15 protein-coding genes are annotated in these 19,569 nt (G+C 46.7%); 10 read left to right on the top strand and 5 right to left on the bottom strand.

Annotated features, from left to right (window positions below; genetic code table 11):
- The first annotated feature begins 120 nt into the window (after window positions 1–120).
- From AC3ITG_RS30870 to AC3ITG_RS30855, 4 genes are all read left to right on the top strand, one after another.
- The gene (locus AC3ITG_RS30870) at window positions 121–756 is read left to right on the top strand and encodes a PepSY domain-containing protein (RefSeq protein ID WP_489252307.1); all 636 of its coding nucleotides are present in this window, start codon (window positions 121–123) and stop codon (window positions 754–756) included.
- A gap of 288 nt (window positions 757–1,044) precedes the next feature.
- Window positions 1,045–2,547: an RICIN domain-containing protein gene (locus AC3ITG_RS30865; protein WP_489252306.1), complete on the top strand. Its 1,503-nt coding sequence runs from the start codon at window positions 1,045–1,047 to the stop codon at window positions 2,545–2,547.
- Between the two features lie 628 nt (window positions 2,548–3,175).
- Complete coding sequence (locus AC3ITG_RS30860; protein WP_063568220.1) at window positions 3,176–3,961, top strand: ABC transporter ATP-binding protein; 786 nt, start codon at window positions 3,176–3,178, stop codon at window positions 3,959–3,961.
- Window position 3,962: 1 nt separating this feature from the next.
- Window positions 3,963–5,624 (top strand): hypothetical protein, encoded by a 1,662-nt coding sequence (locus AC3ITG_RS30855; protein WP_489252305.1) that lies wholly within the window; start codon window positions 3,963–3,965, stop codon window positions 5,622–5,624.
- Between the two features lie 239 nt (window positions 5,625–5,863).
- On the opposite strand, the gene AC3ITG_RS30850 is transcribed toward AC3ITG_RS30855, so the two are convergent.
- A complete protein-coding gene (locus tag AC3ITG_RS30850) occupies window positions 5,864–7,081 on the bottom strand; it encodes a Leu/Phe/Val dehydrogenase (protein ID WP_489252304.1) in 1,218 nt (405 codons plus the stop codon).
- Between the two features lie 330 nt (window positions 7,082–7,411).
- Between AC3ITG_RS30850 and AC3ITG_RS30845 the strand changes: the two genes are divergently transcribed.
- Window positions 7,412–7,927: a DUF2179 domain-containing protein gene (locus AC3ITG_RS30845; RefSeq protein WP_053782622.1), complete on the top strand. Its 516-nt coding sequence runs from the start codon at window positions 7,412–7,414 to the stop codon at window positions 7,925–7,927.
- A 74-nt stretch (window positions 7,928–8,001) separates the two neighbouring features.
- Here the strand turns inward: AC3ITG_RS30845 and AC3ITG_RS30840 are convergent, their stop codons facing one another.
- A complete protein-coding gene (locus tag AC3ITG_RS30840) occupies window positions 8,002–9,222 on the bottom strand; it encodes a Fic family protein (RefSeq protein WP_489252303.1) in 1,221 nt (406 codons plus the stop codon).
- Between the two features lie 513 nt (window positions 9,223–9,735).
- Between AC3ITG_RS30840 and AC3ITG_RS30835 the strand changes: the two genes are divergently transcribed.
- On the top strand, window positions 9,736–11,163 hold the full coding sequence (locus AC3ITG_RS30835) for a pectate lyase family protein (RefSeq protein WP_489252302.1): 1,428 nt from the start codon (window positions 9,736–9,738) through the stop codon (window positions 11,161–11,163).
- A 158-nt stretch (window positions 11,164–11,321) separates the two neighbouring features.
- Here the strand turns inward: AC3ITG_RS30835 and AC3ITG_RS30830 are convergent, their stop codons facing one another.
- The 3 genes from AC3ITG_RS30830 to AC3ITG_RS30820 form a co-directional block, all read right to left on the bottom strand.
- Complete coding sequence (locus AC3ITG_RS30830; RefSeq protein WP_489252301.1) at window positions 11,322–12,335, bottom strand: LacI family DNA-binding transcriptional regulator; 1,014 nt, start codon at window positions 12,333–12,335, stop codon at window positions 11,322–11,324.
- Between the two features lie 203 nt (window positions 12,336–12,538).
- Window positions 12,539–13,723, bottom strand: coding sequence for a glycoside hydrolase family 130 protein (locus AC3ITG_RS30825; protein WP_489252300.1), 1,185 nt, complete (start codon window positions 13,721–13,723; stop codon window positions 12,539–12,541).
- Between the two features lie 2 nt (window positions 13,724–13,725).
- Entirely contained in the window at window positions 13,726–14,907 is a 1,182-nt protein-coding gene (locus tag AC3ITG_RS30820; protein WP_489252299.1) for an AGE family epimerase/isomerase, read from the bottom strand.
- 243 nt (window positions 14,908–15,150) lie between these two features.
- On the opposite strand from AC3ITG_RS30820, the gene AC3ITG_RS30815 reads away from it, so the two are divergent.
- The 4 genes from AC3ITG_RS30815 to AC3ITG_RS30800 all read left to right on the top strand — a co-directional run bounded on the left by AC3ITG_RS30815 (window position 15,151) and on the right by AC3ITG_RS30800 (window position 19,468).
- Complete coding sequence (locus AC3ITG_RS30815; protein ID WP_489254556.1) at window positions 15,151–16,443, top strand: ABC transporter substrate-binding protein; 1,293 nt, start codon at window positions 15,151–15,153, stop codon at window positions 16,441–16,443.
- A gap of 240 nt (window positions 16,444–16,683) precedes the next feature.
- The gene (locus AC3ITG_RS30810) at window positions 16,684–17,571 is read left to right on the top strand and encodes a carbohydrate ABC transporter permease (RefSeq protein ID WP_489254555.1); all 888 of its coding nucleotides are present in this window, start codon (window positions 16,684–16,686) and stop codon (window positions 17,569–17,571) included.
- Window positions 17,568–18,407 carry a carbohydrate ABC transporter permease gene (locus AC3ITG_RS30805; protein ID WP_063567578.1) on the top strand — a complete coding sequence of 280 codons (840 nt, stop codon included), beginning with the start codon at window positions 17,568–17,570 and terminating at the stop codon, window positions 18,405–18,407. The genes AC3ITG_RS30810 and AC3ITG_RS30805 overlap by 4 nt, the downstream gene beginning before the upstream one ends.
- Before the next feature lie 23 nt (window positions 18,408–18,430).
- Window positions 18,431–19,468: a glycoside hydrolase family 130 protein gene (locus AC3ITG_RS30800; protein ID WP_489252298.1), complete on the top strand. Its 1,038-nt coding sequence runs from the start codon at window positions 18,431–18,433 to the stop codon at window positions 19,466–19,468.
- Window positions 19,469–19,569 lie beyond the last annotated feature (101 nt).

The following is a 19,569-nucleotide window of genomic DNA, read 5'->3' as shown; positions in this document are numbered from 1 at the left end:
CATTCTATGAGGTTCTCACTCATTTTCTCATCAAATTCTAATCTAACTCTCGCTGAACTCTCATTCGTACAGGTTAATCTATAACTGTAGACGAGAACGAGAACAACAATGAGGGGATGAATGATGATGATGAACAAACATAAACTATGGATTGGCAGCTTGTCGGCAGCGGTGTTGCTCGGAGGATCAGCCGCTCTGGCTAGTGGGAGTGTAAACGGACAATCGGTACAACCTACGCAAACGTCCACCACACAATCAGTAACACAGACCCAGAACAACGCAGGTAAATTGCTGACGGTCGCACAGGCAAAAGAAGCAGCCTTAAAAGCAACCGAGGGTAAAGTGGATGATGTGGATTTGGAGCGCAGAAACGGCCAAACGTTCTATGAAGTTGAAATCGACAAAAAAGGAAGCAACGACGTTGTCGTTCGTTTAGATGCCTACACAGGTAAAATACTTGCAGTAGTCGATGATGAAGATTACGATGACGACGATGATTATAATGGCACTGTGATAGGTACGTCTTCCAATCAAGCTGCTTCAAAACAAGTTAAACTGACAGAGGCACAAGCTTCGAACATTGCCCTGAAACAGGTGACAGGCGGAAAAGTAACTGAAATCGAACTGGATCATGATAACGGCCGTTATGTTTATGAAGTGGAACTGAGAACAGCAAACGGTGAAGCTGATGTAGACGTCGATGCCAATACAGGCAAAGTGCTTTCGTTTGATCAGGATTTTGACGACGAAGATTAAGAAATAACGTATATTATAGGGATTTGGCTTGTGTATAACAGAGGACGCTTCGGATGAAGCGTCTTTTTGCTGTTCACTCCATAAGTTCAGTGTGTAATCGTACATGTTCCGCCGTATTGTTCACTATTCGAGCAGGGGGATGGCGGATACAATCGTAATCAGGAGGTGAGTGCCGAGCCAGTCTGAGAAAGAGGTAATCTATGAAATGCATCATCGATCGGAGGAAGAAGAGACGTATCGATTTTATTGTAAGCGCTTTATAAATAAATTACGGAGGTGCAATGTTATATGAATGAGAATTGCTTGGAAAAGAAAACAAATTCACATCGTTTCACTCGTCGCCTTTGTTATCTGCTTGTTCTAATCCTGGCGCTACAATCGCTAGACATGCTGGTCGCTCCAGGACAACAGGCTTCCGCTGCTCCACTCAGTGTGACTAACGGGGTACAGTTCAAGGATACGAACGGCAATGTCATTCATGCCCATGGGGGCGGGATGATTAAGGCTAACAGGTATTATTACTGGTTTGGAGAGAACCGCAATCCTAATGGAACGTTCAAGGCGGTCTCCGCATATCGTTCAGCAGATTTGAAAAACTGGGAGTATCGCAATGACGTGCTCACCAGCAGCTCAGCTGCTGAGCTGAACATTTCCAACATCGAACGCCCAAAAGTTATCTATAACAGTGCAACAGGCAAGTATGTTCTTTGGATGCATAAGGAAAACGGGGTTGATTACGGTGAAGCCAGAGTGGCTGTAGCGACCTCAAGTACAGTGGATGGCAATTATACGTATGTGGGCAGCTATCGGCCACTGGGCTATGATTCGAGAGACATGACGGTATACAATGACAATGGAACGGCTTATCTTATTTCCGCGACCAAAGTGAATGCTGACCTGAATATCTACAAGCTGACTCCAGATTTTCTCGGTGTGGAATCGCTTGTAACGACGCTGTGGCCGGGTCAATATCGTGAGGCACCTGCCATGTTCAAAAAGGGTGGCGTCTACTTCCTGATCACATCCGGGGCTACGGGTTGGAATCCGAATCAGGCCAAGTATGCGACTGCTACCAGCATAACTGGCACATGGAGCGGCCTGAGCAACTTTGGAGATAGTACAACCTATGGTTCCCAATCGACCTACGTGCTTCCGGTGGAAGGCTCACAGACAACATCCTATCTCTATATGGGTGATCGCTGGGCTGGCGCCTGGAGCGGGCCAGTACAGGATTCCAAGTATGTGTGGTTACCGTTGTCTTTCCCTAGTGCAACCAGTCTGGCGATGAACTGGGCAAGCACGGTTACCATTGATGCAGCCACAGGTTCCGTAACCGGAGTGGATACCACTAACGTATGGGACCCGAATGCTTCGTACCAGTTGATTAGTCGTAAAAGCAATAAATTGCTTAATGTCATCGGTGGTTCTTCGGATAACGGTGCGGATCTAGAGCAGCGGGCAGACGGCGGCACAACCAGCCAGCAGTGGCAGATCACGGATGCAGGTGGCGGTTATGTCAAAATCATCAACCGATCCAGCGGCAAGCTAATCGGTGTAGAGAATGGCTCTACAGCCGATGGAGCTGTTATTGAACAGTGGAACGATGGCGGCTGGGCCAGTCAGCAATGGCAGTTGGTTAGTGTGGGCGGTGGTTATTATAAATTGAAAAACCGCAGTACAGGCAAGGTGCTTGATATTTCGGGACAATCCCTGGCAGACGGGGCAGCTGCAATTCAGTGGACAGATAATGGTGGTACAAATCAGCAATTCCAGATTGTTAAGGTTCAATAAGGATTTATTGTTTTGTTGGTTAAGCTAGAGATTAAACATTCCAATTGAACTTTTTTTTCTAATTTTAGATTATCAATAGCAGAAAAAAGGTATTAGTATAAATAACGGAAAAGCTTAATCCTCAGGACGATTACATTGCTCAGATATATTACTGGTAGGATCCTGCCACAAAGTAAAAAATGGTAAAACACGAGTGCGAGTTAGGAGGTTAGCAAGTGTACGTTTTTCTTCCTTTTTTGTTATCGACATTAATCTCTGGATTGCTAGGCTATCTAACTTATAGATTATTATTAAAAAATAGAGCTGGGATTATTGTGACGTTGATAACATCCGCGTTTATAGCTTATATTTTTATAGATTTATATGCTTTTTTTGGAGTGATAGGAGGGGTGTTGTTTTACCTTTTATTAATAAGAATTTCAACTAAATAAAAAAATAATAATTACCAGGCTTAATTGGTAAATTAACAAAAAAATTGTATTCTGATTTATAAATTTTGGACCTTTGTTATGCATTTCTTTGTGCAGAGCAAGGGTCTTTTAATTTTTCTTTATCCCTCTCTGTTAATCCAATCTGTGGTAAACTAGTATAATTGTAGAAATAATTGAGACAGGGGCTGGATAACGAAGTGAGTGAAAAACAAGTACTGTCAATTGAAGGCTTGCGTATGCGGTATAACGGGCGTTATGTGCTCAATGGGATTGATCTGGAAGTGAATCGGGGCGAGATGATCGGATACATCGGTCCGAACGGTGCGGGTAAAAGTACGACGGTCAAGATTTTGCTCGGACTGGTTGAGGGATATGTGGGTACAGTCCGCATCTTTGGCAAGGATATCGCGGATGGTGACGCGGAATATAAGCGCAGAATCGGTTATGTACCGGAAGTCGCGGAGCTATACGAGCAATTAACCCCAGCAGAGTATCTGACCTTTATAGGAGAATTATACGGGTTGTCCTATGAAGATGCCGATTATAAGGCGAAGCAGTTGATGGACTGTTTTGGACTGGAAAAATCATATCATTCCCGCATTGCTTCCTTCTCCAAAGGCATGCGTCAGAAAGTGCTGCTGATCTCCGCTCTGCTGCATGACCCGGATCTGTTGTTCCTGGATGAACCACTCAGTGGACTGGATGCCAACAGTGTGATGGTGGTAAAGGAGATTTTGACACAGCTGTCAGCCAAGGGCACAACGATATTCTATTCGTCACACATCATGGATGTGGTGGAGAAGATCAGCAGCCGAATCGTTCTGATTGCCGAAGGACGTGTGATGGCGGATGGTACGTTCAGGCAGCTTCAGCAGCAATCCATGGAAGGCTCACTGGAGGAAGTATTCAACCAACTGACGGGCTTCAATGAGCATCGGGCAATTGCAGAACGTTTTGTGTCCATCGTGCAGGAGGTGTATTGATATGGCGGAATCCTCGGACTTCCGCACGCTGAAGATTCTGGACCGTTTTCGGCCTATCATCGCCAAAACAGGGGCGGATTATGATGTACTGCGTTTGATTCTACGGGTGAAGTTTCAGATGGATCAGCGCAGGGTGCCGACGGTATTGTCAGCGCGTAATGGCAATAAGAAGCAGAAAGAAGGCAACCTGTATCTGCGTTCCCTCTGGTTGTATGCACTGATGGGGCTGATTATGGTTCCGTTTGTTGTCTGGGATACGGGACATTATATGCTTCAGATGGGTCTAGTGACTGCCATGCTGATGTTTATGATCATGACATCCATGATCTCCGACTTTTCTTCGGTACTGCTCGATATCCGGGATCGTAATATCATCATGACCAAGCCGGTAAATGGACGCACTGTTGGCTTGGCTCGTGCCATTCACGCAGGGGTTTATTTGCTGCTTCTGACAGGCTCTCTGACGGCTGCGCCGCTGGTAGCCGGATTGGTTGCCCACGGGATCGGCTTTTTCCTGCTTTTTCTGGTGGAACTGGTGATGATTAATATGTTAATTCTGGTGACCACGTCCCTGATCTATCTATTCATGATGAAGTTTCTGGATGGCGAGAAGCTTAAGGACATGATCAACATGATGCAAATCCTGCTTTCCATCGGGATTGCCGTAGGTTATCAGCTGGTCATACGTTCGTTCAGCATCATCGACTTTAATATGGTGTTCACGCCTGCCTGGTGGCAGTTACTGCTGCCTCCTGTATGGTATGCAGCGGCTTTTGAGCTGCTGTTCGGTGGCGGGGGAGATGCCTGGCTGTATACTTTCTCGGCGCTTGCTGTGATCGTTCCAATGGTCAGTCTGTTGGTGTACGTGAAGCTGATGCCTTCCTTCGAATTGTATTTGGAGAAAATGGCACACGCAGGTCAGGCCTCCGGACGAAGACGTGGGAATTGGGATCGCATCATGGCGAGGGTATTCTCTCGTTCGAGAGAAGAGCAGGCGTGCTTTCGTTTGTCTGCCAGTATGATGCGAAGTGAAAGGGAGTTCAAGCTGAAGGTATACCCTTCGGTTGGTTTATCTTTTGTATTGCCCTATGTATTCTGGTTCACTCAATTGCAGAGTTCTTCGTGGGCAGAATTCAGGGAAAGCTCCTTCTTTTACACGCTATACATTGTGCTCTTGCTGATTGTGTCTGTTGTGACCATGCTGAAGTATTCCGGGCAATACAAGGCGTTTTGGACCTTCCGGGCAGCCCCTCTGGCCAACGAGAATGTGCTATATAGTGGAGCGCTGAAGGCTTTCTTATGCAATATGTTTCTACCCGTATTTATATTGAACGCTATCATATTTGTGTGGACCTTTGGGTTAAGAATTCTTCCTGATCTGATCGTAATATTTTTGGTGGCAACTGCACTTATTCCGCTGTCTGGAAAGTTGTTGATGCGAAAACCGCCGTTCTCCCAATCCTTTAGTGTGGCCGGGCAGAGTGACGGCTGGCTCGTTTTTGCCTTCTTTCCGCTCATGGCATTGTTATGGGGACTACATGTATTCATCCGCACCATACCAGCAGGCATTTGGATCTATGTAGCGCTCCTGGTGGTGATTAATATGCTGTTCTGGACGATGCTGCATCGGGTGAAGCGGGCCTCTGTAATGGTTGAAGGTTAAAGCGGGCGGTAGCAGGTTGAGGTTGCCTGATGAGGTTTAGCAGATGGAATCCTGAAGAAAAGTTGATTAAAGCCAATCCGTTTTCGATGACCCGGATTGGCTTTTTTACGTTTTTTTCTAATTCTTTATGTGATGCGCTGATTTTTAACTATGGAGAAAATGATATGGCGAACTGTAACAGTGATCTCGCTTCTGGAATAATTAACGAGCCGCTAGTAAATATGCAAAATCGGTATATGTTAAGCATGGGGTTTTCCGCTTTGCAGGACAGCTTCTGCCAGCTGATCGGCTGCATCCGCCGTGGAGAAGGCAGATTGCTCTGCTATCGCATAGACCTTGGACAGCGTGCCCGCAATCCCCGCCACCTTTTGGCGGATCAGGTCGGGCCCTGCGCCCTCCAGCTCGTAGGCGGTGCTAATGATTCCGCCTGCGTTGAGCACATAGTCAGGCGCGTACAGGATGCCGCGCGCCTGTATGCCGCGAACAACCAGCTCCCGATGGCTGAGCTGGTTGTTCGCCGCCCCGGCAACGATGGAGCAGCGCAGATCCTCCACCGTTGCCGGGGTCAATACGCCCCCTAGGGCACAGGGGGCGAATACCTTGCAGTCAGCGGCGTGAATATGGGCCGGATCGGCCGAAATGGCGCCGCTGAACTGCACAAGGGCACGTTGTACACGTTCAGGTACAACGTCTGCCACGATGAGCCGTGCCCCGGCTGCATGCAGGTAACGGCACAGGGCATAGCCGACCTTGCCCAGTCCCTGGACGGCAACGGAAATGCCCTGCAAGGCGTCGATGCCTTGGTGACGCAGCGATGTCACAATGCCAGTGTATACACCGTAGGCGGTCATCTCGGCTGTGAAATCATCCTGTGCACCAAGTGATCCGGTCGTATCTGTCACATGTACCGTCTCCAGCCGGATTTGGTCCATATCTGTCGCCGTAGTGCCCAGATCCAGACCTGTCACATAGCGTCCGTTCAGTCGTTCCAGATAGCGGCCCAGAGAACGGAACGTTTCCGCACGCCGGCAGACTTGTAGGTTGTTTCTGGACACCTTATTTAATCCCTTATCTAATCCGTCCGATGGATCCTTGCCTTTAATGGTATTCTCATGGGGTCTGACGTTCTGTTTGCGTTTTCTGGGATTTAGATTGTTGTTTGGGCTGGCCTCACTCGGTTGGCTCATCAATTCATCTGGCACATCCCATACCACTGCCTTGCCCCCGCCATAGGGCAGACCGGAGACTGCCGATTTGTAAGTCATGCCCTTCGCGAGTTTGATGGCATCCCTAACCGCTTCTTCTTCCGATGCATACGTCCAGCAGCGGCATCCCCCGAGTGCGGGACCCAGTACTGTGCTATGGATAGCGATGACGGCTTTAAGCCCGCTGCGTGGATCGTGGCAAAATATGAGTTCTTCCATACCTTCCCGCTCCATCTCGTGCCACAACTGCATGACAGTTCCCCCTTTTGGTAGCCGTCGTTTCCCGAACCTGTTTGCCTGTACGCCTCAATCTACCTGCTGTTGGTTCAGCATATTCAGTCACGCCGATTTTCGCCCCTGGGTCTCAGGCCGGGTTGATAATGAGTGGAAAGGGCTCTATAATGGCAGTTCCGGCAAGGAACTGCAGTCCGATTTACGTTCCACCGTTTAAAATGACCGCATAACGTCCAATGATGGAGATAGAGTAAATACACAGAAGCGTAAATGACATGCAGGGGAAGCGGAAAGAAGGCGCGCAACAAACGCCATTCCGTTGTGAAAGTCAGGAAAGAGGGATTGCGATTGTTTAAAATATTGGTATTTATCTTTTTGATCCAGATTGTGTATGTATCTGCCTATACACTTCGGATGATTCTGACGCTCAAAGGACAGAAATATATTGCTGCGCTCATAAGTATGGGCGAAATTGTGATCTACGTACTCGGTCTGAATCTGGTACTCAAATATCTGACCCAGCCATCTGCGTTAATTGTATATGCCGTTGGTTATGGGCTGGGGGTATTGCTAGGTGCTTGGATTGAAGAGAAGATTGCACTCGGTTACGTTACCGTTAAGGTTATTTGTAACCAGATGGGCGGGGATGTGGCGAATGCCTTGCGGGATAAAGGATACGGCGTCACTGCTTGGGTTGGTAGTGGACGAGATGGAGATCGGCTGGTTATGGAGATTTTGGCGAAACGCAAAAACCAGAAACTGCTGTATCAGACGATTCTGGAGCTTGATCCCAAAGCATTTGTCATCACCGTTGAGCCCAAACAGTTCCATGGCGGGTTCTGGACACGTTCCATCAAAAGATAAATTATGGCAGGTCTGCAGCAGGTGCAGTCCTGCTTTTTTAGTTGTAAATATAATCATTTGTTTCAGATAAATTATCATTCAAAGTATTTTCGGCTAATTGAATAATACGCGGGTTTCTCACCGCTTTTATCAATAAGAGACACTTGCAGCAATTCTTTGATTGTTTTGCGGATCGTCATTTCGGATTTATTTAAAATTTCAGCCAATTCTTTGATGGTCAGTCCGTTTTCTGTAACAAAGAAATGGTTTTGGGCCAAGACAAACATGATATGGCGATATATAGCATCTTTATCTTTGAGTCTGTAATCTTTAGACAATTTATTCTCAGTAATTTTAAGTAATTCGATTTTTTCTTTTAACTCGCCACTCATTTTGCTAAGCGTTTCCAGAATTATTTCAAGGAAGGATTCAATAAAACAATTCATTTCGCCCCGACTCTTAATACTGTTTGTAATCTCGAAAGTCTCTAGATACTTGTTCCTATACGTATTGCACCCTCTAGATAGAGACAGTGTACCGATCTCACCAAGTACCTCTATCAAATATAAGCTGCTAATGAAGCGAGAACTCCTGCCATTACCGTCATAGAATGGATGGATATAACCAAAGAAATAATGGCCAACAGCCACTCTAATCATCAGAGGAATATCGTCATGGGTGTTCATAAAGTTTAATAACTGTTCTATTGCACGATAAACTTCTTTTTCTGGTGTCATTCCCTGGTGAATAATCTTTCCGCTCCCCGATTTTTTATAATTATAGGTTGCTTCTTCTCTGAAAATTTCGCCATCGGGTAACTCGCTCGAGTCAATCTCACCATTTGTAATCTCATCATAGATTTGTCTTATATCTTGGGGTGAAACGGGGTACTTCATTTCATTGTTTAATAGAGCCAAATAAGATTTAATCATACTGTCAAACCTATTTTTAGATTTTCTTTTTAATTGAATCTCTTTCGTGCTTCTTGCGATCTCTTCACGTGAACTCCTTACTCCTTCCAAATCATTGGTATTGTATAGTTCTTCTACCAAGCACTCATTAATAAATTGCTGTTGCGCTACCGTAGGGAGCTGTTCAAACGTTTTCTGAAACTCTCGAGATATGAGATGGATATTGTTTACGAGGGTTAACAAGTGGTTAGTGGGAACATAGTAAAGCTCATAATCATTTGGCTGGCTCATTGGTTTTATTTTTAGTCCCGTATGGACTGTTGACTCATAATTGAATCTTTGTTGATATGTAGTGTTAAATTCAGTAGCACTTTTCTCATGATAAATTTTATGAATATACCTCATTCCATCACCTCTTTTCTATAATTAAAGAGATTTTTACATATAAAAAGCGAAATGTACATATCTATTTATAAAAATGAGCTTATTTTTATAAATAGAATGAAGAGATGGAGTGGTTATTTATCATTTATAACCTTTATGTGGGCACCGCATGTACATCTGCCGTGGCCATTTTTTTTAATTTTGACTTCTTTACTACAGGAAGGGCAAGTGACATACATTGAATGAACACCTCCAGGATATTCATAGTTTAGACTTGAATAATAGATAATATTCTCACTAAATCTCAAGTAATCGTTCAATTATGGTAGAAGGGCCCTATACATAAGTTAAGTACGTACGATGCCAGGTTGCATACGGTACAATCCCTGAAGATAAGATCACTTATACATAGAATCTGAGATAAGGATTATTGTTGTAATTGCTTCCAGCATTTACATTGAGGACATGTCCTTCGTGACATGCGATGGCAGAGATGGACGGACGTAATCATTATAATTAGGGAGGAATGGTTTTATGAAAAGCAAAATTCGAACATGGTGCAATACCGCACTGGCTCTGACGTTGGGCTTTACTCTATTGTCTGGACCGACAAGTGTACAGGCAGCAGGCAATGCAGATTACAATCTTACAGGTTTCTCCCAAGGGAATGCGGGTGGAGGTGCCATCAGCGAGTCGGACACGTCCAAGTATAAGAAGGTATACAATGCAACGGATCTCGCTGCGGCGTTGAAAAAGAACTCTGGTGTCAAAGTCGTCGAGATTATGAACGACCTGAACCTGGGATGGAACGAAATTCCGAGCGCTGCACAGACATCTCCTTTTGCCAAGCATAATGATGCTCTGACTCATCCTGTATTGAAGCAAACGGGTGTCAGTAAGCTGACGATTGACAGCTTCAATGGCCTGACCATTTTCTCAGCCAACGGTGCCAAGATCAAGCATGCAGCCATCAGTGTCAAACGCAGTTCCAACGTTATTATTCGCAACCTCGAATTCGATGAATTATGGGAATGGGATGAAGCGACCAAAGGTGACTATGACAAAAATGACTGGGATTACATCACTCTTGAGGAGAACAGCAACGTTTGGATTGATCACTGCACATTCAATAAAGCCTATGACGGGCTTGTCGATTCGAAAAAAGGAACGAGCGGTGTGACCATCTCCTGGTCCCTCTTCAAAGGGGATGACGGCAGCTCAAACAGCTGGGTTACCCAGCAGGTTAACGAGTTGGAAGCGAACAAGGCTTCCTATCCGATGTATAACTACCTGCGCAGCAGCGCGGTTGGGTTCAGTAAAGCCGATATCATTGCCATTTCATCTCCTCAGAAAAAAGGTCACCTGGTTGGTTCGACCAGCTTCGAATCGGCCAATGCCAATCTGTCCATGACCCTGCACCATAACCTGTACAAAGATATCCAGGATCGCATGCCGCGTCTGCGCGGAGGCAATGCGCACGCATACAATATTGTGATGGATGCGACGGGGGCACGTGCGGCCAAATCCAGAATCACCTCTGCGATGGCAACGGCAATTTCGTCCAAAGGGTATCATTTTGATATCATCGGCAACGGAGCTATTTCCACTGAAGATGGTGCAGTGCTGGTCGAAAAATCGGTGATCAAAGACGTACTTTTCCCAGTCCGTAATAACCAGACGGATCCGGCCGATGCAACGTATACCGGTAAAATTAAGGTGACTGACACGATGTATTCTCTGGATGGAAGCTCATTCCGTGGAAACAGTGATACATCCGGCAGTCCACTCAGCCCGGTTCCGGCCGCAGTGAAAGCTTTCTCCTGGAATGGATTCTCGGCACTTCCTTACAGCTACACTACCGATGATCCAGCGACGCTGAATGCACGCCTCACTGGTTCAAGCGGAGCAGGTGCTGGAAAATTAACCTGGTCCAAAGACAATTGGCTAAAGACGAGCTACTAGGCTGTAACAGGAGTTAGGTATCTTGAATCGAGTGGAGAGTGGCCGTGATCTACAGTGGCTCCTGACCACTTCCTCTTTTTTTCATAAGCAAAGAGTGCTCCTGCAGCCGTAATGGCCGGGAGCACTCTTTTTGTGGAACGGGGAGTCCTAGTTCCTTTTTAGTTAAGAACGTCATCCGAAAGGGCAGGTGCAGCACTCACCGAATCACGATAAATGATATTGCCCTTCACGTATACGCGGCCGAAGCTGCGACTCGGGTTATCGATCTTTTTGAGCATGGAATGAACCGCAGTACGCGCCATCTGCTCCACATCGACCTCAACCGTTGTTAATTTGGGATCGGAGAGTGTGGCATAGATATCATTATCGAATCCAACCACAGAGCATTGTGCAGGAACCTGAATACCCAGTGAAGTCAGTTTCTGAACGAGCAGATGGGCCACCTGATCACAGTTGCATACAAAAGCCGTAGGCAGCTGCTCTGGCAGATCAATTTCAATAAACGTACCTCGTTCATCCCGGTCATTTAGCACAAGATCCGGATTCATCGGCAACCGATGTTCCAGCAATGATTTGTAATAGCCGAGGAACCGATCTTGAATGCTGCTAGTAGAATAGAGATTCCCAACATAAGCAATGCGGCGGTGTCCCTGCTGTACCAGAACGTTTGTCAGCTCATAAGCAGCGTAAAAGTTATCGGTAACGACAGAATCAATATCAGAATGCTCATCGTAGAAATCGAGAAACATTTTGGGTACCTCCATCGACTGGACCAGCTCGATATATTCCTTGCTGACTTGTCCAAGCACAATGAAACCATCCACTTTGTTGTCACTATAGAGCTTCGGTAGTATTAATTCCTCTTCGTCCTGAACATTCAGAATGTGCAGAATACCGTAGTATCCCTGATCCTCCAGATGTTTGGTGATGCGCTGGAATACACGTACATAGAACGATTGTGTAGGTCCGGTAAAACGCTCCGGGATAATAACACCAATATTATGAGTCAGGCCTTCCTTCATCGAACGGGCTGCGGCGTTATACCGATAGCCCATCTGAACGGCAAGCACTTTAATTTTTTCCTTCAATTCGCCACTGACGCCATCTTTATCATTTAATGCTTTCGAGACCGTCACACTGCTAACTCCGAGCTTGTCGGCGATATCCCGCATGGTGATATTGTTCTTCAGCTTTGGTCGCCTCCTTCAAGCCGGTTTACGTACAATGTGCTGTCATTATGGTTAGCGCTTCCTTCAAACATAACAACAATCCATATTAGTATACATCGTTACCCACATGGAATAAAGAAATTCTGGTTAGCGCTGCGCTAATTTTTCAGCATGCCGCATTTTCCGTTGAAGGCTGATCTTCGGTTTTAAACCAATTGCTTTTGGAGAAGCTTCTCATTCCGCTCAATCAGGTCACCGCGCTGGCTGGCGCAATCCAAGGAACGATAAGGATCAAATGGGGTATTGAAGGTGTAATCGACCAGTTTATCCAGCGTCGTTGTGGCCACATGACAGCGGGTATCGCTGGATGCGTAATAAATGAAAACTTCACCCTGTTCGTTGACCACCGCACCATTGCAGAAAATAACATTGGACACATCGCCTACGCGCTCGTCGTCATAAGGAGCAATGAAATGTCCGCCCGGCTTGGCGATGATGCGTGCCGGATCATTCAGATCCGTGGCAAACGTGTACAGCACATAGCGAAGACCTGCTGCCGTATTGCGCACCCCGTGGGCAATGTGAATCCAGCCACGATCCGTTTTGAGCGGGGCAGGGCCTTGGCCGTTTTTCACTTCGTATACGGTATGGTATTTCCGTTCATCGATGATGGTCTCTTCATCAATTACTGGATTCAGAATATCATCGCACAGACCAAAGGCAATCCCGCCGCCGCTGCCTGTGGAGATGAATCCGTCTTGTGGCCGTGTATAGAACGCATATTTACCAACAACAAATTCAGGATGTAATACAACATTCCGCTGTTGAGGGGATTTAGTGGTGATGTTGGGCAGACGCTCCCAGCTGACCAGATCGCGTGTCCGCACAAGTCCAGCCTGGGCTACGGCACTGGATGTATCAAATGCTTGAGCTTCCGGGTCTTTGCGCTCCGAACAGTAAATACCATAGATCCAGCCATCTTCATGCTGAACCAATCGCATATCATATTGGTTGGTCTCGTCGGCATCGATATCTTCCCACACTAAGGGTTTGCCTGTGAAGCGAAATCCGTCGATACCGTTATCACTCTCAGCTAGGGCAAAGATGGATTTGCGGTCCAAGCCCTCGGTTCGGATGACCATCACGTATTTGCCATTGAAATAGATGGCCCCCGGATTAAGCGTAGCGTTAATGCCCAGACGCTCCATGAAGTGGGGATTCGTCGTTTCGTCCAGATCAAATCTCCAGTGCAGCGGTACATGATGGCGTGTGATTACCGGATAACGGTACCGATCATATACGCCATTGTAGAAGGAAGAGTCAATTTCATTTTGACGCGTAAGCAGCTGCTCTTGTTGCTCCAACAATTCATTGTATTTGGGGTGTATCATCGTTATCCCATCCTCTCAATTAGTTCAATGCAGAATCGGCTATTGTGATACGGGCATTTCCACGGTCCGGCGATTTCGCTTTGATCCGGCGTGCCTTCCCCGTCTACCGACCAGTACCATTCCCCGCCAGCACGGTGATCGATAATATGTTCCTTCGTATATGTCCACAAGCGTTCCACTCTCTCCAAAAACAAAGGATCACCTGTACGCTCATAGGCGTTGTAGAAGCCGACCATCGCCTCAGCCTGAACCCACCATATCCGTTTCTCATCCACATGATCGTCCTCTTGTTCATTCATCAGGGAGCCATCGGCCTGTACAGCCACATTGGAAATGTTATAGGCAATATCCGTAACCATCGCGGAATACTCCAGGTGTTGGTCCAAGCCCAGCACTTTCAACGTTTCGTCGATCAGCCAGCTGGCTTCAATGTCATGCCCGAATGAGCGCAGATCGATGATGGAGTCCCAATCCTTGTTGAAAAATACTCCAAGAAACTTCGTGTCTTTGTCATACACCCGTTCATATAAGATGCCGAGCAGGCGTTCCAGCGCCGTCTTCACCTGCCGATCTGGCCACACTCGGTAGAGGGTGGTGTAGGCCTCCAACACGTGAATATGCGTATTCATCGTGTAATCTGCAATCACACCATTTTCGCTCAGCATTTCATTGGGCTGTTCAGTCCAGAAGCGGTCAAATTGTTCCTTGTATGCAGGTAATTCTGCATTCAGCCCTTGATCCTCTATCAGGGAAAAAAGCGTTTTCGCAAGTTCCAAAGCAGATGCATCCCCGGTGGCACGATAGTACTCACTCAGTGAGTAGACACCGAAGGATTGCGTATACACATGTTTGCTTGTGTCGAGCGGTTCTCCATTGGCATGGACCATCCAGTACATGCCGCCGTATTCCGTATCCATTACATGATTCACAAGAAAACGGTAAGCATGTTCAGCGTGATCGCGCCAGAGTTCATTTCCGGTCACCCGGTAGGCTGCTGCAAAGGACCATAATTGTCGTGCCGTGGCGATTCCACCCTTGGGAGCGAGTGGATCGACCTGAAGGTAATTGCCAACCCAACCGTAGAATCCGCCGTTGTTATGATCCTTGAGGGCAGACCAGAATGGCAGAATATGCCCCTCCCAGTGTTCTTTTATCTCAGTTCTAATGTCATTGGTGTGAGTCATAAGTGAGCGCTCCTTCAAAGTACAGGTTTCAACTATATTTAAGTTAACGTTAACTTTATTTATTAATATTAGTGTCGGGAAAATACGTTGTCAACGAGTCCAGTGATAAAAACTTTTGTTGAGTAATAAATAATTTAATTGACAGGTAAACATTACCATAATAAAATTCATTTTGTAACCTTAACGATAACTTAAATTAACTTAGAAAAGGGGTAGAACCAATTGAGAAAAAACAAAGGCTGGATGCTTCTGCTTACCATGCTGCTCATCACTTCTCTGCTCGCCGCTTGCTCTTCCGGGGATGGATCTTCACAGGTAGGAGAGGAAATCAGTACAGATCCTGCGGATATTAAGGGGGAAATCACCGTTCTCACGCAGCGCACAGATATTGTTGATAGCGTATTCAAAGATTACGCCGCGGAGTTCAATAAAGAATACCCGGATGTCAAAGTAAACTTCCAGGCCCTCGCTGACTACGAGGGACAAGTGAAGATTCGTATGAGCACCAAAGATTATGGCGACGTGCTGATGATCCCCACCAGCGTACCGATCGCCGACATTCCGGACTTTTTTGAACCGCTAGGCACGTACGATGAGTTGAAAGATAAGTATACAGCCATTGAAGAACGTATGGTTGACGGCCAGATATACGGAATTCCAACCGTTATCACGTTCTCCGGCATCATCTATAACAAGCAGGTGTTCAAGGACGCTGGCATTACGGAAGTGCCCAAAACGCCTGAGCAATTCCAGGCTGCACTGCAACTGGTGAAAGATAATACGGACGCGATTCCACTGTATACGAACTATGCCTCCGGCTGGGCTTTGACACAATGGGAAGCAGATCTGCCGACGGTTGCAGGCAGTGTGGACTACGTAAACATTGATCAACCGAACACGGATGAAAACTTTGTGGCTGGCAAGCCGCACTATGAATTGTACAAAGTGCTTTATGATGCAGCCAAGAATGGCCTGATTGAGAAAGATCCGACCACAACCGACTGGGAAAGCTCCAAGGCTGATCTGGCGAACGGGAAAATTGCAACGATGGCGCTTGGATCTTGGGCGATTACCCAAATTCAAGGCTTGACGGATACACCAGATAATATCGGATTCTTGCCATTTCCTACGAATGCAAGTGATGTGGTCGTTCCGCTCGCAGCAGACTATAACATTGGCATGAACGTGAACAGCGAGAACAAACCTGCTGCGAAGGCCTGGATCGATTGGTTCCTGGCGAAATCGAATTACGCGGTTGAGCAAGGAGGGGGCATGAGCGCAGACAAAAATGCGGAATTGCCACCGATTTTGGATCAATACAAAGACGTTACATTCTCCACACTGACTCCTGCCAAAGAAGGACAGGAAGGTCTGGTTGACAAAATCGACAACGAAGGCGAGATCGGCCTCTGGCAGCCTGACTTCAAGAAACGTATTATCGAAGCTGCCATCGGTAACCGCAGTGAATCGTATGACGACATCATGAAAGACCTGAATGACAAATGGGTGAAAGCGCGGGCTGAACTCGCAAAATAAGTAGATTGCGGAGATTCATCGATCTGTAAAGGCGCTACCTGTGACCGATCACCGCTGACATACAGCGAGGCACCACGCCTTGGCTGAGGGGAGAGGATTTTACCTTTTCCTACGGCATTTTGCATCTGGATGCATCATATCGGATGTGAAATGCCACCATCGGTTATCCAGCCGGATTTGTTCATTGGACGGGAGTCTTTCGATATAAAAGCGGCAGAACCGCTTGGAGGTGTGGAGAGCATGAAATACTTGAAGATTTCGAATTGGGGCTACTCAGCGCAACGCATATTTATCATCTGTGCCTTCTCGATCATTCCACTGGCACTGCTGTTCACGTTTGCTTATTTGCCTGTCATTAATATGTTCAAATACAGCTTCACCGATTGGAACGGATACAGCAAAAGGTTCGACTATGTGGGATTTGAGAATTACACGCGGATATTCAGTGACCCTGAGTATTTTAAAGTATTTATTGTCAGTTTGTATTATTTTGTAGCCACCTTCGTACAAATGGGCCTGGCTCTCTACTTTGCCACGATTCTGAGCTTCAAAATCCGCGGCAAAAACTTTTTCAAGGGCATATTGTTCTTTCCCTATCTGCTGAATGGCGTAGCCATCGGATTTATCTTCCTCTTTTTCTTCAAACCGGACGGGACCCTCGATACACTTATGCAGGCTGTCGGGCTTGGACAATACACTCAGCTCTGGCTTGGGAATCAGAACATTATTAACGTGTCGCTCGCAGGCGCATCGGTATGGAGATACATGGGCTTTAACTTCATTATCTTCCTGGGTGCGATCTCTTCCATTCAAAAGGATGTCTATGAAGCGTCGGATATTGACGGGGCCAATCGCTGGCAGCAGTTCCGCCATATCATCCTGCCGAGCATTACGCGCATCCTGCAGCTCAACCTGATTTTGGCGATTAGCGGCGCAATCAGTGCGTTCGATATTCCATACATTATGACCGATGGTTCCAACGGCAGTGAGACGTTTGTGATCCAGACCGTTCACTTGGCATTTAAGTACGGCAAGCTGGGCTTGGCGTCAGCGATGGCTGTTGTGCTGCTGTTTATTGTCATTCTTGTTACGCTGGTTCAGCGTGTCACCATGAAAGGGGAGGAATGAACGTGCAACCATTCAAATACACCCTTGCGAGCATATTTAAATATGCTTCACTCATTCTCGCAGCGTTCATTGCGCTTGTACCCATCGTTGTGGTGCTATTTGCATCACTCAAAACCAATGCAGAATATGCGACCAGCAGTCCGCTTGCCCCACCAGCCAATTGGCTGAACTTTGCGAACTATACCAAGGCTTTTGTGGACGGCAACATGCTGGTTGGTTTCAAAAATACGATTATCATCCTGATCATCTCCATCGTGGGTGCCACTTTAACGGGTTCCATGATCGCGTATGTGCTGGATCGTTTCAAATTCAAAGGCAAGAAAATCATGGTCGCCGCGTTTCTGCTCGCCACGTTAATCCCAAGTGTAACGACACAGGTCGCCACATTCCAGATCATCAACGCGCTCGATCTGTTCAATACCAGATGGGCAGCCATTGTGATGTACCTTGGTACAGATATCATCGCGGTGTATATCTTTCTGCAATTCCTGGGTTCCATCTCGAATGCGCTGGATGAATCGGCCATGCTGGACGGCGCTTCCTACTTCACGATCTATTGGAGAATCATTCTGCCACTCCTGAAACCAGCGATTGTAACGGTCATTATCGTGAAGGGTGTCAACATCTACAACGATTTTTACACACCATTCCTGTACATGCCCAAGACAGACTTGCAGGTCATATCCACGGCTCTTTTCAAATTCAAGGGGCCATTCGGATCACAGTGGGAGGTCATCAGCGCTGGGATCATGATTGCCATCATTCCAACGATGATCATCTTCCTGCTGCTACAGAAGTACATCTACAATGGCTTCGCGCAAGGCTCCGTTAAATAAAAAACGAAGGGAGAAATGAAACGATGACAGTTGTTGATACGAAAAATGTACACATTGTTGGGGATGCATTGCCGAATATGCCTTGGGAGGATAAACCGGAGGGCACGGAAGGTCCGGTATGGAGACACTCCACGAACCCGATTGTGCCGCGTAACCCAGTCAAGGGAATTGCCCGTATTTTCAACAGTGCAGTGATTCCATATGAAGGAAAATTCATCGGGGTATTCCGCGCAGAAACCATTAATGGACGTCCGCATCTTCATATGGGTTCCAGTGAGGATGGCCTTGAGTGGAATATTGAAGAGAAACGTATTGCCTTTGTGGATGAGAACGGCGATCCCTTCATGCCGAACTATGCATATGATCCGCGTCTGGTGAAAGTAGAAGATACGTATTACATCATCTGGTGTACCGATTTCTACGGTGCAGCGTTGGGTTTGGCCAAAACGGATGATTTCAAAACGTTTGTGCGTCTCGAAAATCCGATGCTGCCGTTCAACCGGAATGGCGTGTTGTTTCCACGTAAAATCAATGATAACTATGTGATGTTGTCCAGACCAAGCGACAGCGGACATACGCCGTTCGGGGACATTTTTCTGAGCGAAAGTCCGGATCTCGTGTACTGGGGCAAGCACCGTCATGTCATGAGCAAAGGTGGTCAGGGCTGGTGGCAGTCGGTCAAAATTGGCGGCGGTCCAGCACCGATTGAAACGTCCGAAGGCTGGCTGATGTTCTACCACGGCGTAACCGGGACTTGTAATGGTTTTGTCTACAGCATGGGTGCGGTCATTCTGGATCTGGATGAGCCATCGAAAGTAAAATATCGTTCCTCCAACTTCGTACTGACACCGGAAAAATGGTATGAGGAGCAAGGGTTTGTGGACAATGTCGTCTTCCCCTGTGCCACATTGCATGATGCGGAGACAGGACGGATTGCCATCTATTATGGTGCAGCCGACACATACGTTGGAGTCGCTTATACCACTGTCGAAGAGATTGTGAACTACGTCGTCGAGACTGATGAAGTCATTGCCGGAGACCGTGAGGAAGGCAAATTATAATGAAACAATTTTAAATAAAGCTGAAATATACAACAATAACGGAGAGTGCAGAACCGATCTGAAGAAACGAAGTGTTCGCATTTATCCTCGGATTTTCCCTT

This window comes from Paenibacillus sp. GL_099_B (genome assembly GCF_057835695.1).
The sequence above is the reverse complement of the archived record's forward strand: the minus strand, read 5'-3'. Positions and strand labels throughout refer to the sequence as shown.

Coding starts and splice junctions, on each gene's coding strand:
- AC3ITG_RS30800 (WP_489252298.1), top strand. CDS start 18,431: ATGACAGTTGTTGATACGAAAAATGTACACATTGTTGGGGATGCATTG.
- AC3ITG_RS30850 (WP_489252304.1), bottom strand. CDS start 7,081: ATGCAGTTGTGGCACGAGATGGAGCGGGAAGGTATGGAAGAACTCATA.
- AC3ITG_RS30805 (WP_063567578.1), top strand. CDS start 17,568: ATGAACGTGCAACCATTCAAATACACCCTTGCGAGCATATTTAAATAT.
- AC3ITG_RS30840 (WP_489252303.1), bottom strand. CDS start 9,222: ATGAGGTATATTCATAAAATTTATCATGAGAAAAGTGCTACTGAATTT.
- AC3ITG_RS30865 (WP_489252306.1), top strand. CDS start 1,045: ATGAATGAGAATTGCTTGGAAAAGAAAACAAATTCACATCGTTTCACT.
- AC3ITG_RS30870 (WP_489252307.1), top strand. CDS start 121: ATGATGATGATGAACAAACATAAACTATGGATTGGCAGCTTGTCGGCA.
- AC3ITG_RS30830 (WP_489252301.1), bottom strand. CDS start 12,335: ATGCGGGATATCGCCGACAAGCTCGGAGTTAGCAGTGTGACGGTCTCG.
- AC3ITG_RS30810 (WP_489254555.1), top strand. CDS start 16,684: ATGAAATACTTGAAGATTTCGAATTGGGGCTACTCAGCGCAACGCATA.
- AC3ITG_RS30825 (WP_489252300.1), bottom strand. CDS start 13,723: ATGATACACCCCAAATACAATGAATTGTTGGAGCAACAAGAGCAGCTG.
- AC3ITG_RS30815 (WP_489254556.1), top strand. CDS start 15,151: ATGCTTCTGCTTACCATGCTGCTCATCACTTCTCTGCTCGCCGCTTGC.
- AC3ITG_RS30820 (WP_489252299.1), bottom strand. CDS start 14,907: ATGACTCACACCAATGACATTAGAACTGAGATAAAAGAACACTGGGAG.
- AC3ITG_RS30855 (WP_489252305.1), top strand. CDS start 3,963: ATGGCGGAATCCTCGGACTTCCGCACGCTGAAGATTCTGGACCGTTTT.
- AC3ITG_RS30835 (WP_489252302.1), top strand. CDS start 9,736: ATGAAAAGCAAAATTCGAACATGGTGCAATACCGCACTGGCTCTGACG.